This is a genomic window from Kitasatospora sp. Xyl93, from assembly GCF_055383135.1.
On record NZ_AP029185.1, the window covers coordinates 1,597,677 to 1,614,881 of the forward strand.

17 protein-coding genes are annotated in these 17,205 nt (G+C 71.9%); 1 reads left to right on the forward strand and 16 read right to left on the reverse strand.

Going from position 1 to position 17,205, the window contains the following annotated elements:
* Positions 1–42: 42 nt before the first annotated feature.
* The 12 genes from coaBC to pyrR all read right to left on the reverse strand — a co-directional run bounded on the left by coaBC (position 43) and on the right by pyrR (position 13,183).
* On the reverse strand, positions 43–1,272 hold the full coding sequence (gene coaBC, locus ACZ5GH_RS06615) for a bifunctional phosphopantothenoylcysteine decarboxylase/phosphopantothenate--cysteine ligase CoaBC (RefSeq protein WP_387750963.1): 1,230 nt from the start codon (positions 1,270–1,272) through the stop codon (positions 43–45).
* Between the two features lie 174 nt (positions 1,273–1,446).
* Positions 1,447–1,713 carry a DNA-directed RNA polymerase subunit omega gene (gene rpoZ, locus ACZ5GH_RS06620; protein WP_030056185.1) on the reverse strand — a complete coding sequence of 89 codons (267 nt, stop codon included), beginning with the start codon at positions 1,711–1,713 and terminating at the stop codon, positions 1,447–1,449.
* A 37-nt stretch (positions 1,714–1,750) separates the two neighbouring features.
* Positions 1,751–2,308, reverse strand: coding sequence for a guanylate kinase (gene gmk, locus ACZ5GH_RS06625; RefSeq protein ID WP_464333701.1), 558 nt, complete (start codon positions 2,306–2,308; stop codon positions 1,751–1,753).
* A gap of 48 nt (positions 2,309–2,356) precedes the next feature.
* A complete protein-coding gene (mihF, locus tag ACZ5GH_RS06630) occupies positions 2,357–2,683 on the reverse strand; it encodes an integration host factor, actinobacterial type (protein WP_030056187.1) in 327 nt (108 codons plus the stop codon).
* 415 nt (positions 2,684–3,098) lie between these two features.
* Positions 3,099–3,932, reverse strand: a complete 834-nt coding sequence (pyrF, locus tag ACZ5GH_RS06635; protein WP_387750957.1) for an orotidine-5'-phosphate decarboxylase — start codon at positions 3,930–3,932, stop codon at positions 3,099–3,101.
* Positions 3,933–3,973: 41 nt separating this feature from the next.
* On the reverse strand, positions 3,974–5,077 hold the full coding sequence (locus ACZ5GH_RS06640) for a quinone-dependent dihydroorotate dehydrogenase (RefSeq protein WP_387750954.1): 1,104 nt from the start codon (positions 5,075–5,077) through the stop codon (positions 3,974–3,976).
* A 93-nt stretch (positions 5,078–5,170) separates the two neighbouring features.
* Positions 5,171–8,479, reverse strand: coding sequence for a carbamoyl-phosphate synthase large subunit (carB, locus tag ACZ5GH_RS06645; RefSeq protein ID WP_387750951.1), 3,309 nt, complete (start codon positions 8,477–8,479; stop codon positions 5,171–5,173).
* The gene (carA, locus tag ACZ5GH_RS06650) at positions 8,472–9,629 is read right to left on the reverse strand and encodes a glutamine-hydrolyzing carbamoyl-phosphate synthase small subunit (protein ID WP_387750948.1); all 1,158 of its coding nucleotides are present in this window, start codon (positions 9,627–9,629) and stop codon (positions 8,472–8,474) included. The genes carB and carA overlap by 8 nt, the downstream gene beginning before the upstream one ends.
* Positions 9,626–10,219 carry a PH-like domain-containing protein gene (locus tag ACZ5GH_RS06655; RefSeq protein WP_387751919.1) on the reverse strand — a complete coding sequence of 198 codons (594 nt, stop codon included), beginning with the start codon at positions 10,217–10,219 and terminating at the stop codon, positions 9,626–9,628. Before ACZ5GH_RS06655 ends, carA begins: the two co-directional genes overlap by 4 nt.
* Positions 10,219–11,511 carry a dihydroorotase gene (locus ACZ5GH_RS06660; RefSeq protein WP_401105677.1) on the reverse strand — a complete coding sequence of 431 codons (1,293 nt, stop codon included), beginning with the start codon at positions 11,509–11,511 and terminating at the stop codon, positions 10,219–10,221. The genes ACZ5GH_RS06655 and ACZ5GH_RS06660 overlap by 1 nt, the downstream gene beginning before the upstream one ends.
* Before the next feature lie 38 nt (positions 11,512–11,549).
* Complete coding sequence (locus ACZ5GH_RS06665; RefSeq protein WP_387750942.1) at positions 11,550–12,554, reverse strand: aspartate carbamoyltransferase catalytic subunit; 1,005 nt, start codon at positions 12,552–12,554, stop codon at positions 11,550–11,552.
* A 5-nt stretch (positions 12,555–12,559) separates the two neighbouring features.
* A complete protein-coding gene (gene pyrR / locus ACZ5GH_RS06670) occupies positions 12,560–13,183 on the reverse strand; it encodes a bifunctional pyr operon transcriptional regulator/uracil phosphoribosyltransferase PyrR (RefSeq protein ID WP_387750939.1) in 624 nt (207 codons plus the stop codon).
* Positions 13,184–13,513: 330 nt separating this feature from the next.
* On the opposite strand from pyrR, the gene bldD reads away from it, so the two are divergent.
* Positions 13,514–14,017: a transcriptional regulator BldD gene (bldD, locus tag ACZ5GH_RS06675; protein ID WP_030240641.1), complete on the forward strand. Its 504-nt coding sequence runs from the start codon at positions 13,514–13,516 to the stop codon at positions 14,015–14,017.
* Between the two features lie 145 nt (positions 14,018–14,162).
* Here bldD and ACZ5GH_RS06680 read toward each other — a convergent pair whose 3' ends face one another.
* From ACZ5GH_RS06680 to efp, 4 genes are all read right to left on the reverse strand, one after another.
* Positions 14,163–15,080, reverse strand: a complete 918-nt coding sequence (locus ACZ5GH_RS06680; RefSeq protein ID WP_464333702.1) for a hypothetical protein — start codon at positions 15,078–15,080, stop codon at positions 14,163–14,165.
* 146 nt (positions 15,081–15,226) lie between these two features.
* The gene (locus ACZ5GH_RS06685) at positions 15,227–16,054 is read right to left on the reverse strand and encodes a thioesterase family protein (protein WP_387750933.1); all 828 of its coding nucleotides are present in this window, start codon (positions 16,052–16,054) and stop codon (positions 15,227–15,229) included.
* Between the two features lie 141 nt (positions 16,055–16,195).
* Entirely contained in the window at positions 16,196–16,633 is a 438-nt protein-coding gene (gene nusB / locus ACZ5GH_RS06690) for a transcription antitermination factor NusB (RefSeq protein WP_316520206.1), read from the reverse strand.
* A gap of 4 nt (positions 16,634–16,637) precedes the next feature.
* Positions 16,638–17,201: an elongation factor P gene (efp, locus tag ACZ5GH_RS06695; protein ID WP_387750929.1), complete on the reverse strand. Its 564-nt coding sequence runs from the start codon at positions 17,199–17,201 to the stop codon at positions 16,638–16,640.
* Between the last annotated feature and the right edge of the window lie 4 nt (positions 17,202–17,205).

Consider the following 17,205-nt stretch of genomic DNA (forward strand, 5'->3'; position numbering starts at 1 on the left):
ACCCGCTTCCGGAATTCCTGATCGCTGCCTGACCGGTTCCGATCAGTTGCCGCCCGTTTCCAACCGCTTTGCGACCAGGTCCCAGACCACGTCCGCGAGCGCCTCCTTCGGGCCCACCGGAACGGCCGTCTCACTGCCGTCGGAGCCCAGAACCACGGCCTCGTTGACGTCCGTGCCGAAGGCCTTGCCGTCGCCCACCTCGTTCACGACGAGCAGGTCGCAGCCCTTGCGGGCGAGCTTGGCCCGGCCGTTGGCGAGCACGTCGTCGGTCTCCGCCGCGAAACCCACCACGAGTTGACCCGAACGGGCCCGGTGGGCCGACAGCTCGGCCAGGATGTCGGGATTGCGGACCAGCGCGACCGGCGGCTGGTCGACCCCCTCGACCTTCTTGATCTTGCCGGTGGCGTACTCGGCGGGCCGGAAGTCGGCCACCGCCGCGGCCATCACCACGGCGTCCGCGTCCCGGACCGCCTCCAGCGCCGCCTCGCGCAGCTCCAGGGCGGTCGAGACGTGCACCACGTCCACCCCGGCCGGGTCCGCCAGCTCGGCGTTGGCCGAGAGCAACGTCACCCTGGCACCCCGCGCCGCGGCCGTCACGGCGAGCGCGTAGCCCTGCTTGCCGGAGGAACGGTTGCCCAGGTAGCGCACCGGGTCCAGCGGCTCCCGGGTGCCGCCGGCCGAGACCACCACGTGCCGGCCGGCCAGGTCGGTCGGCACCGCCCCGCCGCGGCGCAGCACGGCCCGGCAGGCGTCGAAGACCGCCGAGGGCTCGGGCAGCCGGCCCTTCCCGGTGTCCTTGCCGGTCAGCCGCCCGACGGCCGGCTCCAGCACGATGACGCCCCGGCGGCGCAGCGTGGCCACGTTGTCCCGGGTGGCCGGGTGCTCCCACATCTCGGTGTGCATCGCGGGCGCGACCACGACCGGGCAGCGGGCGGTGAGCAGGGTGTTGGTCAGCAGGTCGTCGGCGAGGCCGTGGGCGGCCTTGGCGATCAGGTCGGCGGTGGCCGGGGCGACCACGACCAGGTCGGCCTGCTGCCCGATCCGCACGTGCGGCACCTCGTGCACGCGCTCCCAGGTCTCGGTGGCGGCCGGGCGCCCGGACAGCGCCGCCCAGGTCGCCTCGCCGACGAAGTGCAGCGCGGCCGCGGTCGGCACCACGGTGACCTGGTGGCCGGACTCGGTGAAGCGGCGCAGCAGCTCGCACGCCTTGTACGCGGCGATCCCGCCGCTCACGCCGAGGACCACGCGGGGGGCGTCCGCACTCACAGCCATCAACCGGCCTTTCTCCGCATCGGGTGTCCGCATCGGGAACGCGCCCACCCTACGGCCCCTCAGCCGGCGCCCGCGCGCCGCCCTCCCCGCCACGGAACGCCGAACGGCCACGGAAATGCCGAAGGGCCCGGCGGAAACGATTCCGCCGGGCCCTTCCGGAGTTCAGCGACCGCCTCAGGCAGCCTCGACCGCCTCGGCGGTCAGCATGCCCGCGTTGATCTCGCGCAGCGCGATCGACAGCGGCTTCTCGTGCACGTGGGTGTCGACCAGCGGGCCGACGTACTCCAGCAGGCCCTCGCCGAGCTGGGAGTAGTACGCGTTGATCTGACGCGCGCGCTTGGCGGCGTAGATCACGAGGCTGTACTTGGAGTCGGTGGCCTCGAGCAGCTCGTCGATCGGCGGGTTGATGATGCCCTCGGGCGCGGTCATCGAAGAGGACACGCTAAAACCTTCCGAAAGGATGGAAAAGACAGACAGGTCAGGCTACACCGAGCAAGGCTAGCAGTTCGGCCGCTACCTGCTCGACGGAGGTGTTGACAAGGGTCGTGTCGAACTCGGGCTCCGCCGCGAGCTCGACCCTGGCCGCCTCCAGCCGCTTCTCGATCACGTCCGGCGACTCGGTGCCCCGGCCGGTCAGCCGGCGGACCAGCTCGTCCCAGCTCGGCGGGGCCAGGAAGACCAGCTGCGCCTCGGGCATCGACCCGCGCACCTGCCGGGCGCCCTGGAGGTCGATCTCCAGCAGCACCGGCTCGCCGCGCTCCAGCTTCTCCAGCACGGCCGCACGCGGGGTCCCGTAACGGTTCCCGGCGAACTCGGCCCACTCCAGCAGTTCGCCGTTGGCGACCAGCTTGTCGAACTCGTCGTTGTCGACGAAGTGGTACTGGACCCCGTTCTTCTCGCCGGGCCTCGGGTGGCGGGTCGTCGCCGACACGGAGAGCCAGACCTCGGGGTACATCTTCCTCATATGAGCGACGACCGTGCTCTTGCCGACCCCCGAAGGGCCGGAGAGCACGGTCAGCCGCGGACGCTCACTCATGCACCGATTATCCCGGATCGCGGGGGATCCTGGGACCACGGGGCACGCTCAGGCGGCGCCACCGCCGAACTCCCGCTCCAGGGAAGCGATCTGGTTCGTGCCGAGGCCGCGGACGCGCCGGCTCTCGCTGATGCCGAGGCGCTCCATGATCTGCTTGGCGCGGACCTTGCCGACGCCCGGAAGAGACTCCAGCAGTGCCGAGACCTTCATCTTGCCGATGACGTCGTTGTCGGCCTTGCCGGCCTTGATCACCTCGTGCAGGGAGGCGCCGGAGTGCTTGAGCCGGTTCTTCACCTCGGCGCGCTCCCGGCGAGCCTCGGCGGCCTTGGCGAGCGCGGCGGTGCGCTGTTCAGGGGTAAGGGGCGGAAGAGCCACGCCGTTCACCTCAGGGTGTGGATGGATGGATTGAGCTAGGACTGGTTCGGTACCGAGGACACCGTCCGCAAGGGGAACCACAAGGCCCTGACCTGCGGGAGCCACGGAAATCGCGACTCGCCGATGACCTATCGCCGGACACTACCCGGATTGCGGCGCCACGTCAGGAAAAGAACACGAAAAGTCCTGGTCAGCCAAGGCCGACCAGGACTTTCCAGGGCAAAATGACCGCGATTGCGAGACTTTGGCGGGGCCGATGTGACGGCGCTCACGTCAGTTCCGCGGCCACCGCGCGGGGCTGCGGACACTCCGCAGGGTCACCGCGCGGCTACCTGAAGGGCGGGTTCCGCTTCTTGACGCCCCGCCGCCCGACCGCCCCCGCCGCCCGACCGCGTCCGCTACTGGACCGCGTCCGCTAGGCGACCGCGTCCGCGAACTCCCCGACGAAGCGCTCCGCCGCCTCCCGCAGCGCCGGCACCGAGGGGCCGTGCCTGAGGACGTCCCGGCTGACGCTCGGCACCACGTTGATCACCGAGGCGCCGAACACCCGCGGCAGGTCCGCCATGGTCGCGCCCTGGGCGCCGATCCCCGGAGCCAGCAGCGGGCCGTTGACGGCCAGGTCCACGCCCGCGTCGGCCAGCGTCGCGCCGACCACCGCGCCGAAGGAGCCGAGCGGCGCCGCGCCCTCGTTCTCGGCCGCCAGCCGGCGCAGCACCGTGGCCGCGACCGGCTCGCCGTCCGCGCCCACCGCGCGCTGCACCTCGGCGCCCTCCGGGTTGGAGGTGAGCGCCAGCGCGAACACGCCGCAGCCCTGCTCCCGGGCCAGGTCCAGGGCCGGGCGCAGCGAGCCGAAGCCCAGGTACGGGCTGACCGTCAGCGCGTCCGAGAACAGCGGGCTGCCCGGCGACAGGAAGGCCTCGGCGTACGCGGCCATGGTGGAGCCGATGTCCCCGCGCTTGGCGTCCATCAGGACCAGCGCACCCGCCGCCCGGGCCTCCTCGACGGTCCGCTCCAGGACCGCGACGCCCTTGCTGCCGAACCGCTCGAAGAAGGCGGCCTGCGGCTTGAGCACGGCCACCCGGTCGGCCAGCGCCTCGACCACGGTGCGGCTGAAGGTCTCCAGCCCGGCGAGGTCGTCGCCGAGCCCCCAGGCGGCGAGCAGGGAGGCGTGCGGGTCGATGCCGACGCAGAGCTGGCCGCGGGTGTCGAGGGCCCGGCGCAGCCGGGCGCCGAACGGGGCGAGAGTCATGTCGTCCTTTCCAGAACGGGTTCCAGAACCGATGGGGGTGTTCACGAGCTGCGCACGGCGCTGCCGACGGCGTCGGCCAGGCTGCGGAAGCCGCCCGCGCGGACCCTGGCGGACAGGCCCCGGTGGATCCGCCGGCACCAGAACGGTCCCTCGTAGATGAAGGCGCTGTAGCCCTGGACCAGGTCGGCGCCGTGGACGATCCGCTGCCAGGCGTCCTCGGCGGTCTCGATGCCGCCGACCGAGACCAGGGTCAGCCGGCCCCCGGTGCGGGCGCGCAGCCGCTGGAGCACCTCCAGGGCGCGGGCCTTGAGCGGGGCGCCGGACAGGCCGCCCATGCCGATCTCCTCGACCCGCCCGGCGTCGGTGCGCAGGCCCTCGCGGCCGATCGTGGTGTTGGTGGCGATGATGCCGTCCAGGCCCAGCTCCAGGGCGAGGTCGGCGACCGCGTCGACGTCCTCGTCGGCCAGGTCCGGGGCGATCTTGACCAGCAGCGGCACGTGGTGCGCGGTGGTGCGGTCGGCGGCCTCGCGGACGGCGGCGAGCAGTGGCCGCAGGTGGTCCACGGCCTGGAGGTTGCGCAGCCCGGGGGTGTTCGGCGAGCTGACGTTGACCACCAGGTAGTCGGCGTACCTGGCCAGCCGCTCGGTGGACTTCACGTAGTCGGCGACCGCGTCGGCCTCCTCGACCACCTTGGTCTTGCCGATGTTGACGCCGATCACCGGGGTGGAGCTGGTGTGGGGGCGGGCCGCCAGGCGGGCGGCGACCCGGGCCGAGCCCTGGTTGTTGAAGCCCATCCGGTTGATCAGCGCGCGGTCCTCGACCAGGCGGAACAGCCGGGGCGCCGGGTTGCCGGGCTGGGGCTCGCCGGTGATGGTGCCGATCTCGACGTAGTCGAAGCCGAGCATCGACAGGCCGTCGATGCCGACGCCGTTCTTGTCGAAGCCGGCCGCCAGCCCGAACGGGCCGGGCAGGTCGAGCCCGAGGGCGCGGGTGCGCAGGGCCCGGTCGCGCGGGGCGAGCACCAGCCGCACCAGGGTGCGCAGGCCGGGCACCGAGGAGCCGAGGCGGATCCAGAAGAAGGCGAGGTGGTGGGCCTTCTCGGGGTCCATCTTCTTGAAGACCAGGTCGAACAGAAGCTTGTACAAGGGTGGTTCAACTCCCGGAGCGGAGACCGTACGTACGGGGGCATGGAAGTGGGGGGCACCCGACTGGTTTCGGTGCCCCCCACTGCGGTGGTGCTACTTGCGGCCGGCGTTGATCCGCTCGGCGTGCTCCTGGAGCGACATCACCCCGACCTCGTCGCGCAGCAGCCGGTCGATGCCCTGGACGGCCGCGCCCATCGCCTGGACGGTGGTCAGGCAGGGCACCGCGCGGGCCACGGCCGCGGTGCGGATCTCGTAGCCGTCGAGACGGCCGCCGGTGCCGTACGGCGTGTTGATGATGAGGTCGACCTCACCGTCGTGGATCAGCTGGACGATGGTCCGCTCGCCGTTCGGGCCCTCGCCCTCGCTGTGCTTGCGCACCAGCGTGGACGGGATGCCGCCGCGCTGCAGCACCTCGGCGGTGCCGGCGGTGGCGAGCAGCTCGAAGCCGAGGCCGACCAGCGCCCGGGCCGGGAAGACCAGGTTGCGCTTGTCGCGGTTGGCGACCGAGACGAAGACCTTGCCCTTGGTCGGCAGCGCGCCGTAGGCACCGGTCTGCGCCTTCGCGTACGCGGTGCCGAAGACCTTGTCGATGCCCATGACCTCACCGGTCGAGCGCATCTCCGGGCCGAGCACGGTGTCCACCCCGCGGCCGTGGATGTCGCGGAAGCGGCTCCACGGCATCACGGCCTCCTTGACCGCGATCGGCGCGTCGGCGGGCAGCGTGCCGCCGTCGCCCTCGGCCGGGAGCAGGCCCTCGGCGCGCAGCTCGGCGATGGTGGCGCCGAGCGAGATCCGGGCGGCGGCCTTGGCCAGCGGCACGGCGGTCGCCTTGGAGGTGAACGGGACGGTCCGGGAGGCGCGCGGGTTGGCCTCCAGGACGTAGAGGATGTCCCCGGCCAGCGCGAACTGGATGTTGATCAGACCGCGGACGCCGACACCGCGCGCGATGGCCTCGGTGGAGGTGCGCAGGCGCTTGATGTCGAAGCCGCCGAGGGTGATCGGGGGCAGCGCGCAGGCGGAGTCGCCGGAGTGGATGCCGGCCTCCTCGATGTGCTCCATGACGCCGCCGAGGTAGAGCTCGGTGCCGTCGTAGAGCGCGTCGACGTCGATCTCCACCGCGTCGTCCAGGAAGCGGTCGATGAGCACCGGGTGCTCGGAGATCAGGCCGGCGTGCCGCTCCAGGTACGAGGCGAGCGAGGCCTCGTCGTAGACGATCTCCATGCCGCGGCCGCCGAGCACGTAGGACGGGCGGGCGAGCACCGGGTAGCCGATCTCGTCGGCGATCGCCTTGGCCTCCGCGAAGGAGAAGGCGGTGCCGTGCTTGGGCGCCGGCAGGCCGGCGTCGCGCAGGACGCGGCCGAAGGCGCCGCGCTCCTCGGCGAGGTCGATCGCCTCGGGCTGGGTGCCGACGATCGGCACGCCGTTGTCCTTGAGCGCCTGGGCCAGGCCCAGCGGGGTCTGGCCGCCGAGCTGCACGATCACCCCGGCGAGCGGGCCGGCCTGCTGCTCGGCGTGGACGATCTCCAGCACGTCCTCCAGGGTGAGCGGCTCGAAGTAGAGCCGGTCGGAGGTGTCGTAGTCGGTGGAGACGGTCTCCGGGTTGCAGTTGACCATGACGGTCTCGTACCCGGCGTCGGCGAGCGCGAAGGAGGCGTGCACGCAGGAGTAGTCGAACTCGATGCCCTGGCCGATGCGGTTCGGGCCGGAGCCCAGGATGATCACGGCGGGCTTGGTGCGCGGGGCGACCTCGTTCTCCTCGTCGTAGGACGAGTAGAAGTACGGGGTCTTGGCGGCGAACTCGGCGGCGCAGGTGTCGACGGTCTTGAACACCGGGCGGATGCCGAGGGCGTGGCGCACCTCGCGGACCACGTCCGGCCGCAGGCCGCGGATCTCGCCGATCTGCTGGTCGGAGAAGCCGTGCCGCTTGGCGTGGCGCAGCAGCTCGGGGGTGAGCTCCTCCGCCGCGGCGAGCTCGGCCGCGATCTCGTCCAGCAGGAAGAGCTGGTCGACGAACCACGGGTCGATCTTGGTGGCCTCGAAGACCTCCTCCGGGGTGGCGCCGGCCCGGACGGCCTCCATCACGGTGTTGATCCGGCCGTCGGTCGGCACGACCGCCTTGGCCAGCAGCTCGGCCTTGTCCCCCACCGGGCCGGCCCAGGAGAACTGGGAGCCCTTCTTCTCCAGCGAGCGCAGGGCCTTCTGGAGCGCCTCGGGGAAGTTGCGGCCGAGGGCCATGGCCTCGCCGACGGACTTCATGGTGGTGGTCAGCGTGGCGTCGGCGCTCGGGAACTTCTCGAACGCGAACCGCGGGACCTTCACCACGACGTAGTCGAGGCTCGGCTCGAAGGAGGCCGGGGTCTCCTCGGTGATGTCGTTGGGGATCTCGTCCAGGGTGTAGCCGACGGCCAGCTTGGCGGCGATCTTGGCGATCGGGAAGCCGGTGGCCTTGGAGGCGAGCGCCGAGGAGCGGGAGACGCGCGGGTTCATCTCGATGACGATGACCCGGCCGTCCTCGGGGTTGACCGCGAACTGGATGTTGCAGCCGCCGGTGTCGACGCCGACCTCGCGGATCACGGCGATGCCGATGTCGCGCAGGATCTGGTACTCGCGGTCGGTGAGGGTCATCGCCGGGGCGACGGTGATCGAGTCACCGGTGTGCACGCCCATCGGGTCGAAGTTCTCGATGGAGCAGACGACCACGACGTTGTCGTGCTTGTCGCGCATCAGCTCCAGCTCGTACTCCTTCCAGCCGAGGATGGACTCCTCCAGGAGCACCTCGGTGGTCGGCGAGAGGGTCAGGCCCTGGCCGGCGATGCGGCGCAGGTCCTCCTCGTTGTGGGCGAAGCCGGAGCCGGCGCCGCCCATGGTGAAGGAGGGGCGCACGACGACCGGGTAGCCGCCGAGCGTGTCGACGCCGGCCAGCACCTCGTCCATGGTGTGGCAGATGACCGAGCGGGCGGACTCGCCGTGGCCGATCTTGGCGTTGACGGCCTCGACGACGCCCTTGAACAGGTCGCGGTCCTCGCCCTTGTTGATCGCCTCGACGTCGGCGCCGATCAGCTCGACGCCGTACTTCTCCAGCGTGCCCGCCGCGTGCAGCGAGATCGCCGTGTTCAGCGCGGTCTGGCCGCCCAGGGTCGGCAGCAGCGCGTCGGGGCGCTCCTTGGCGATGATCTTCTCGACGAACTCCGGGGTGATCGGCTCGACGTAGGTGGCGTCGGCGATCTCCGGGTCGGTCATGATCGTGGCCGGGTTGGAGTTGACCAGCACGACCCGCAGGCCCTCGGCCTTGAGGACCCGGCAGGCCTGCGTACCCGAGTAGTCGAACTCGGCGGCCTGGCCGATCACGATCGGGCCGGAGCCGATCACCAGGACGGACTTGATGTCAGTGCGCTTAGGCACGCTGGCCCTCCATGAGCTTCACGAAGCGGTCGAACAGGTAGGCGGCGTCGTGCGGACCGGCGGCCGCTTCGGGGTGGTACTGCACGCTGAAGGCCGGGACGTCGAGCGCCTGGAGGCCCTCGACCACGTCGTCGTTGAGGCAGACGTGGGAGACCTCGACCCGCCCGTAGGGGGTGTCGCTCACCTTGTCCAGCGGGGCGTCCACGGCGAAGCCGTGGTTGTGGGCGGTCACCTCGACCTTGCCGGTGGTGCGGTCCTGCACCGGCTGGTTGATGCCGCGGTGGCCGTACTTGAGCTTGTAGGTGCCGAAGCCCAGGGCGCGGCCGAGGATCTGGTTGCCGAAGCAGATCCCGAAGAACGGGGTGGCGCGCTCCAGCACGCCCTGCGCGACGGCGACCTGGTGGTCGGCGGTGGCCGGGTCGCCCGGGCCGTTGGAGAAGAACACGCCGTCCGGGTCGACGGCGTAGACGTCCTCCAGGGTGGCGTCGGCCGGCAGGACGTGCACCTCGATGCCGCGCTCGGCCATCCGCTGCGGGGTCATCGCCTTGATGCCGAGGTCCAGCGCGGCGACGGTGAACCTCTTCTCGCCGATCGCGGGCACCACGTACGGCTCGGTGGTGGCGACCTCGGCGCACAGGTCGGCGCCCTTCATCTCGGGCGACTGCTGCACCCGGGCGAGCAGGGCGGCCGGGTCGGCCAGCGCCTCGCCGGAGAAGATGCCGCAGCGCATCGCGCCGCGCTCGCGCAGGTGGCGGGTCAGCGCGCGGGTGTCGATGCCGCTGATGCCGACGACGCCCTGCGCGACCAGCTCCTCGTCGAGCGAGCGGCGGGAGCGCCAGTTGGAGGCGACCCGGGCGGGGTCGCGCACCACGTAGCCGGCGACCCAGATCCGCTTGGACTCGTCGTCCTCGTCGTTCCAGCCGGTGTTGCCGATCTGCGGGGCGGTCATCACGACCACCTGGCGGTGGTACGACGGGTCGGTGAGGGTCTCCTGGTAGCCGGACATGCCGGTGTTGAAGACCGCCTCGCCGAAGGTCTCGCCGAGGGCGCCGTAGGCCTGTCCGCGGAAGGTCCGGCCGTCCTCCAGGACGAGCACGGCAGGCACTCGTTCCCGCCGTTGGCGCTGCGTGGTGGGGGCAGGTGCGGTCATTGCGCGGCCTCTTCCGTCTTCGTCTTCGTACGTGTTGCGAGTTGGGCGACCGCCTCGACCCAGGCGGCGTGCTCATCGGGGTGGTCGGCCCGGAAGCCGGAGTCCAGCTCGATGGTGCCCATGGGGGTCCCCCCGGCCGAAGGCTGGGGGAGCGTCCAGGTGACGACGAGCAGTCCGGAGGGGACGACCTTGCCGGCGATCCCGGAGTCGGTGCGGGCGCCGGTCAGGTGCCCGGCCGGGATCCAGAAGTCCTCGGCGCCGGGGCGCTGCACCAGCAGGCCGTCCTCGCCGAGGGTGAGGTCGGCGCGGCTGCGGGTGCCCAGGCCGTGGGCGACGACCCGGTCGAGCCAGTTCCCGGCGGTGGTCGTGCCGTGGTACCGGCCGCTGGTCTCCAGGATGGTGCGCCCGGCACGGGCCGGCACGGCCGGCAGCGGCGGGATGCCGGACTGCAGGGTGCGCCGCCAGTTCCAGCCCTGGCGCATCAGCCAGTAGACGAGGCCGATCACGATCAGCAGGCCGACGGACCAGCCGATGTAACCGGGCCAGTTGGTGACCCTGGCCTGCTCCTGGGCGAGCGCGGCGTGGTCCATCACCGCGTGCCGTCCTGCTCGGCGAGCTCACCGGCCAGCACGGTGGCGCGGCCCCGCAGGAAGGTGGCGTGCACCCGTCCGGGCAGGTCCAGGCCCTTGTAAGGGGTGTTGCGGCTGCGGGTGGCGAAGCTGTCCGGGTTCACGGCACCACGGTACGCGGGATCGAACAGCACCAGGTTGGCCGGCTCACCCACCGAGATCGGCCGGCCCTGGCCGCTGAGACGGCCGATCCGGGCCGGGCGGTGCGACATCCGGTCCGCGACGCCCTCCCAGTTCAGCAGGCCGGTGTCGACCATGGTCTGCTGCACGACCGACAGCGCGGTCTCCAGGCCGACCATGCCCATCGCGGCCACGGCCCACTCGCAGTCCTTGTCCTCGGCCGGGTGCGGCGCGTGGTCGGTGGCGACGGCGTCGATGGTGCCGTCGGCCAGCGCCTCGCGCAGCGCCTGGACGTCCGCGGCGGTGCGCAGCGGCGGGTTCACCTTGTACACCGGGTCGTAGCTGCGGACCATCTCGTCGGTGAGCAGCAGGTGGTGCGGGGTCACCTCGGCGGTGACGTCCCAGCCCTTGGACTTGGCCCAGCGGACGATCTCGACCGAGCCGGCCGTGGAGAGGTGGCAGACGTGCAGCCGGGAGCCGACGTGCGCGGCGAGCAGCACGTCGCGGGCGATGATCGACTCCTCGGCGACGGCCGGCCAGCCGCCGAGCCCGAGCTCGCCGGAGACCTGGCCCTCGTTCATCTGGGCGCCCTCGGTCAGCCGCGGCTCCTGGGCGTGCTGGGCGACGACGCCGTCGAAGGCCTTGACGTACTCCAGGGCGCGGCGCATCAGCACCGCGTCGTCGACGCACTTGCCGTCGTCGGAGAAGACCCGGACGCCGGCGGCCGACTCGTGCATCGCGCCGAGTTCGGCGAGCTTCTTGCCCTCCAGACCGACGGTGACGGCGCCGACCGGCTGCACGTCGCAGTAGCCGGCCTCCTGGCCGAGCCGCCAGACCTGCTCGACCACGCCGGCGGTGTCGGCCACCGGGGTGGTGTTGGCCATCGCGTGGACGGCGGTGAAGCCGCCCATCGCCGCGGCCTGGGTGCCGGTGAGCACGGTCTCGGCGTCCTCGCGGCCGGGCTCGCGCAGGTGGGTGTGCAGGTCGACCAGGCCGGGCAGGACGATCAGGCCGCCGGCGTCGATCTCGATGTCCGCCTCGACCGTCAGGCCGGTGCCGATCTCCTTGATCACGCCGTCGGCGAGGTGGAGGTCCTGCGGGGCGCCGCCCAGGATCTCGGCGTTGCGGATCAGGTAGCTGACCGTGTCGCTGGTTCGCTCGCTGCGCTCGTTCACTGGGCGGTCTCCACGGAGTCGGTACGGGGGGCGTCGGCGGGGGCGTCGGCGAAGACGGCGCCGCCGAGGAGCAGGTAGAGGACGGCCATCCGGACGGAGACGCCGTTGGCGACCTGCTCGACCGCGGTGCAGCGCGGCGAGTCGGCGACCTCGGCGGTGATCTCCATGCCGCGGACCATCGGGCCGGGGTGCATCACGATCGCGTGGTCCGGCAGCTGGGCCATCCGGCGGCCGTTCATGCCGTAGCGGCGGCTGTACTCGCGCTCGGTCGGGAAGAACGCGGCGTTCATCCGCTCGCGCTGCACCCGCAGCATCATCAGCGCGTCCGTCTTGGGCAGCACGCTGTCCAGGTCGTAGCTGATCTCGCAGGCCCAGTTCTCGATCCCGATCGGCAGCAGCGTGGGCGGGGCGACGAAGGTGACCTGCGCGCCGAGGGTGTTCAGCAGGTGGACGTTGGAGCGGGCGACCCGGCTGTGCAGGACGTCGCCGACGATGGTGACCCGGCGCCCGTCCAGCCCTCGCCGAAGGGCGTTCGCCGCCGGTCCCGGGTTGAGGTGGCGGCGCATGGTGAAGGCGTCGAGCAGCGCCTGGGTGGGGTGCTCGTGGGTGCCGTCACCGGCGTTGATCACACTGCCGTGCAGCCAGTCGGACTGGGCCAGCCGGGCCGGCGCGCCGGAGGCGTGGTGGCGGATGACCACCGCGTCGGCGCCCATCGCCTGGAGGGTCAGCGCGGTGTCCTTGAGGCTCTCGCCCTTGGAGACCGAGGAGCCCTTGGCGGAGAAGTTGATGACGTCGGCCGAGAGTCGCTTCTCGGCGACCTCGAAGGAGGTCTTCGTCCGGGTGGAGTCCTCGAAGAAGAGGTTGACGACGGTGCGGCCGCGCAGCGTGGGCAGCTTCTTGACGGCCCGGCCGGAGAGCTGGGCCAGCTCCTCGGCGGTGTCCAGGATCAGCAGCGCGTCGTCGCGGCTGAGATCGGCGGCGGAGACGAGGTGGCGCTTCACGCGGGCTACTCCGGGAGGTGCGGTTCGGACGGCTGGGGGGCCAGGGCCTGCGTCGAGCGCGCGGTGAAGTCGCGGTCGCCGACCAGGACGGCGTCCACGCCGTCGCTGTCGGACAGGCGCACCTGCACGGCCTCGCGCAGCGAGGTGGGGAGGTTCTTGCCCACGTAGTCGGCGCGGATCGGCAGCTCGCGGTGGCCTCGGTCGACCAGGACGGCGAGCTGCACGGCGCGCGGGCGGCCGATGTCGTTCAGCGCGTCGAGCGCGGCGCGGATGGTGCGCCCGGAGAAGAGCACGTCGTCGACCAGGACGACGAGCTTGCCGTCGATGCCGCCGGGCGGGATCTCGGTGTGCTCCAGGGCGCGGGCGGGCTTCAGCCGCAGGTCGTCCCGGTACATGGTGATGTCCAGGGTGCCCAGCGGGATCTCGCGCCCGGTGATCTGGGCCAGCCGGCCGTGCAGGCGGCGGGCGAGGTGGACGCCCCTGGTGTGGATGCCGAGCAGCACGACGTCCTCGGCGCCCTTGGCGCGTTCGACGATCTCGTGCGCTATCCGGGTGACGACCCGGGCGATGTCCGTGCCGTCCAGCACCTGGTGCGGCGGCCGGGGCGTCGGTTCATGGTGTGTGGTCATGCCGAAGCGGACCTCCTTCCCCGCCTCACGGGACGGGTCTTAAAGGATGTCTGGGACAGCCCCCGCCGACCGGGCGCGGGCTTCGGGTCATCCTACCAGCGCGCGGGACGGCAAACAGACGTCCATCATTCCGCTTCCGGGGGTTAACACTCCGGACGCGCCGACGATGCGGGCCATTCGCACGACTGCCCCATTCGGCTTGACGCAACTACTTTACTCTACGTAACCTCACAGTGAGTTACGAGACGGACGTCGGACCCACCGGTAACGGCGTCGGCAATCGCCCGTGACCCACCACTGAACGCGAAGCAATCTCGTCCGGGGAGATCAATGTCCAGCGACTACGCGAAGCAACTCGGAGGCAAGCTCCGAGCGATCCGCACTCAGCAGGGTCTCTCCCTGCACGGTGTCGAGGAGAAGTCCCAGGGCCGCTGGAAGGCAGTCGTCGTCGGCTCGTACGAGCGTGGTGACCGTGCGGTCACCGTGCAGCGTCTGGCCGAGCTGGCGGAGTTCTACGGCGTCCCGGTGCAGGAGCTGCTGCCCGGCGGCACGCCGGGCGGTGCGGCCGAGCCGCCGCCGCGCCTGGTCCTCGACCTGGAGAGACTGACCCAGGTCCCTTCCGAGAAGGCCGGCCCGCTGCAGCGCTACGCGGCGACCATCCAGAGCCAGCGCGGCGACTACAACGGGAAGGTGCTGTCGATCCGTCAGGACGACCTGCGCACCCTGGCCGTCATCTACGACCAGTCGCCGTCGATCCTCACCGAGCAGCTGATCTCCTGGGGCGTGCTGAACCCCGACGCGCGCCGTGCGGTGCGCGAGGAGGACGCGGGCTGAGGCTCACCGCACCGGCTCCCGCCAGCGGATCCAGGCACGGTCCAGCACTCGTTCCGGTAGTGCCGACAAGCAGAAACGTCACGGCGCGGCTCCCTCGTCCGGGGGGCCGCGCCGCGGTGTCCGGCGGCAATTCCGGGCGGCGGCCTCAGCAGACCGTGCCCAGGCTGTAGCCGGGCTGCGCCGCCACGCCGTCCAGCCGGACCGGCCGGTCCGCCGGCGCCCAGTCCTGCCCGCCGCTCGACCAGGCCCAGGAGGCCTGCAGGTACTCCCCGCAGGACGCCGCCGAGCCCTGCGAGCCGTGCAGCACCGCGACCCCCGGCAGCTCCAGGGCCAGCCCGGTGCAGAGCACCGCGCAGACCAGCTCCAGGTCCTCGTCGTTGATCCGGACCACGCCGTCCTCCCACTGGAGCACCCGCGCCGCGGCGGTCAGCGCCCCGCCGGGCGCGTCCACCCGCAGGCGCAGCTCGTACACGCCGGCGCCCGCGCCGACCAGCATCCGCCGGAAGACCTCGCCCCCGCGCTGGTAGGCGGCGCGCACCCAGGCGGTGTGCTCCTCGTCGGGCGCGCCCGCGCCCCCGTACAGGCCCCCGTCGAGCAGCAGGTCGGCGTGGCAGAGCGTCAGCCCGTTCTCCCGGGCGCGCACCAGGCGGGGCACGAAGTCCCCGGCCAGCTCCTCGCCCTGGTAGGCGAGCAGCTGGGTCTGCAGCGCCGGGTTGGCCAGGTAGCGGTCACGCGCGGCGGGCTCGGCCGGGTCCAGCCCGTGCAGCACGCAGAACTCCTCGAAGTCCTGCGGGTGGAACATCCGGGCCCGGACGCTGTCGAACCGCTCCAGTGCCTCGGCCAGCAGGTCGGCGGTGTCGGCCAGGTAGCGCTCGTGGTCGGGGGCGTCGCAGACTCCCCAGGCGCGGGCCCGGGCGAAGTCCGCGGCGTTGGTGAGCACCCCGATGACGAACGCCTGCTCGGCGCCCTCCGCCCGCCGCGGCCGGTGCGACGCCCGCACCACGGGCCGCGAGCCGCCGGCGGTGCAGTCGGAGTTACGGCGGGCGCGACCCTTTTGACTCATCGATGGCTCCTGGCTTCGGCGTCGGCGGTGAGGGTGACGGTCAAGCGGCGGGCTCGCCGCTTGACCGTCTTCATCCCCATCCGCGCGCGCCGCACACGTACGGCGTGTCACAGGAATGTAACCACCGGTAATGCGGAGCCCGGGGGTCAGGCCTGCCGGGGCGCCCGGGCCAGCTGACGGGACTGCGCGACCAGGCGGCCGGACTCGTCCCAGACCTCCGCGTCCTCCTCGAAGTAGCCGCCGGCCAGGTTGCGCGTCGCGTGGGTGACCCGCAGCCAGCCGGGCACCGGCCTGGCGCGCAGGTGCACGGTCAGCTCGACGGTGGGGGCCCAGCCCGGCAGGCCGAGGTCGAAGGTGACCGGCGGCAGCGCGTCGGCGACCAGCAGGAGCAGCAGCGGGTCGGGCTCGCGGCCGTCGGCGAGCCGGAACCAGCCCTGGATCCGCCCGTTGCCGGAGGGCTGCCCGAGCGCCCAGCCGATGGTGGCCGGGTCCAGCCGGAGGTCGAACCGCTCCAGCAGGGCGGCCTGGGCGATCAGCTCCTTGGGCGCGTGTTCGACGCCGACGCACTGGTCCGGCGGCGGCAGCTGCGGCGGCCGCGCGCTGGTGCGCACCTCGCCGTCGGCGGCGGCGAGGTCGCCGTGGCTGGCCACCACGCGCAGCCGCTCGACGCCGTCCTGGCTGAGCGAGGCGGTGCCGGTGGACAGGCCGCGGCCGGTGCGCAGCACCTCGGTGCGGACGGTGGCCGGGCCGGGGGTGGAGGCGGACAGGTAGTAACCACTGATCGACACCGGGTCCGGGTGGGTGCCGTGCTCCAGCGACAGCGCGTGTCCGGCCACGGCGAGCAGCAGTCCGCCGTTCACCCCGCCGCCGATCTGCCAGCCGGCGCCGAGCTCGGCCTCGTAGCGGCCGGCCTCCTCGGGGTGCCTGGTCAGGGCGATGCCCTGGTCGAACTCGCTGCGGATCGCCGTGGTCATGTGGGGGGACCTGCCCTTCGCGCGTGCTTCCGGACGTCAAGTTACTGACGAGTAGGAACCACCCTACGCCGCCCGGGTGAAACGCGGAACGGCCGCCGGACACCTGTTCGGGTCCGGCGGCCGTCCGGGAGGTCGATCCGCCTACCGGCGGATGCCCGGCTTCAGCTCCAGGAAGCGGGCGAGCATGCCGTTGACGAAGGCCGGGGAGTCGTCCGTGGAGAACTCCTTGGCGATCTCGACGGCCTCGTCCAGGACGACGGCGTCCGGGACGCCGTCCTCCCAGATCAGCTCGTACGCGCCGAGCCGCAGGACGTTGCGGTCCACGATCGGCATCCGGTCGAGCGTCCAGCCCACGGCGTACTGCTCGATCAGGTCGTCGATGCGACGCGCGTGCTGGACGTACCCCTCGATGAGCTCCATGGTGTACTCACCGACCTGCGGGGTGCCCTCGTCGGGCTTGGGCTCGCGGGCGCGGGCCACCCAGTCGGCGAGGACCTGCTGCGGGTCGACCCCGCGGTGGTCGGCCTCGAAGAGGATCTGGAAGGCCCGGGTTCGGGCCTTGCTGCGTGCGGCCGACACGGACTTACTTCACCCGGCCGAGGTAGCTGCCGTCGCGGGTGTCGACCTTGACCTTCTCACCGGTGGTGACGAAGAGCGGCACGGCGATCTCGGCACCGGTCTCCAGGGTGGCCGGCTTGGAGCCGCCGGTGGAGCGGTCGCCCTGGACGCCCGGCTCGGTGTGGGCGATGGTCAGCTCGACCGCGGCCGGGAGCTCGATGTACAGGACGGCGCCCTCGTTGGTGGCGACCAGGGCCTCGAAGCCCTCCAGCAGGTACTTGGCGGCGTCGCCGACGACCGACGGCTCGACGGTCAGCTGGTCGTAGGTGTCCATGTCCATGAACACGAAGTTCTCGCCGTCCTTGTACGAGAACTGCATGCCGCGCTTGTCGACGTTCGCGGTCTCGACCTTGGTGCCCGCGTTGAAGGTCTTGTCGACGACCTTGCCGGTCAGGACCTCCTTGAGCTTGGTACGCACGAAGGCCGGGCCCTTGCCGGGCTTGACGTGCTGGAACTCGACGACGGACCAGAGCTTGCCGCCCTCCAGCTTGAGGACCATGCCGTTCTTGAGATCGTTCGTGGAAGCCACGGGC

Coding starts and splice junctions, on each gene's coding strand:
- coaBC (WP_387750963.1), bottom strand. CDS start 1,272: ATGGCTGTGAGTGCGGACGCCCCCCGCGTGGTCCTCGGCGTGAGCGGC.
- gmk (WP_464333701.1), bottom strand. CDS start 2,308: ATGAGTGAGCGTCCGCGGCTGACCGTGCTCTCCGGCCCTTCGGGGGTC.
- pyrF (WP_387750957.1), bottom strand. CDS start 3,932: ATGACTCTCGCCCCGTTCGGCGCCCGGCTGCGCCGGGCCCTCGACACC.
- carA (WP_387750948.1), bottom strand. CDS start 9,629: ATGACCGCACCTGCCCCCACCACGCAGCGCCAACGGCGGGAACGAGTG.
- ACZ5GH_RS06655 (WP_387751919.1), bottom strand. CDS start 10,219: ATGGACCACGCCGCGCTCGCCCAGGAGCAGGCCAGGGTCACCAACTGG.
- pyrR (WP_387750939.1), bottom strand. CDS start 13,183: ATGACCACACACCATGAACCGACGCCCCGGCCGCCGCACCAGGTGCTG.
- bldD (WP_030240641.1), top strand. CDS start 13,514: ATGTCCAGCGACTACGCGAAGCAACTCGGAGGCAAGCTCCGAGCGATC.
- ACZ5GH_RS06680 (WP_464333702.1), bottom strand. CDS start 15,080: ATGAGTCAAAAGGGTCGCGCCCGCCGTAACTCCGACTGCACCGCCGGC.
- ACZ5GH_RS06685 (WP_387750933.1), bottom strand. CDS start 16,054: ATGACCACGGCGATCCGCAGCGAGTTCGACCAGGGCATCGCCCTGACC.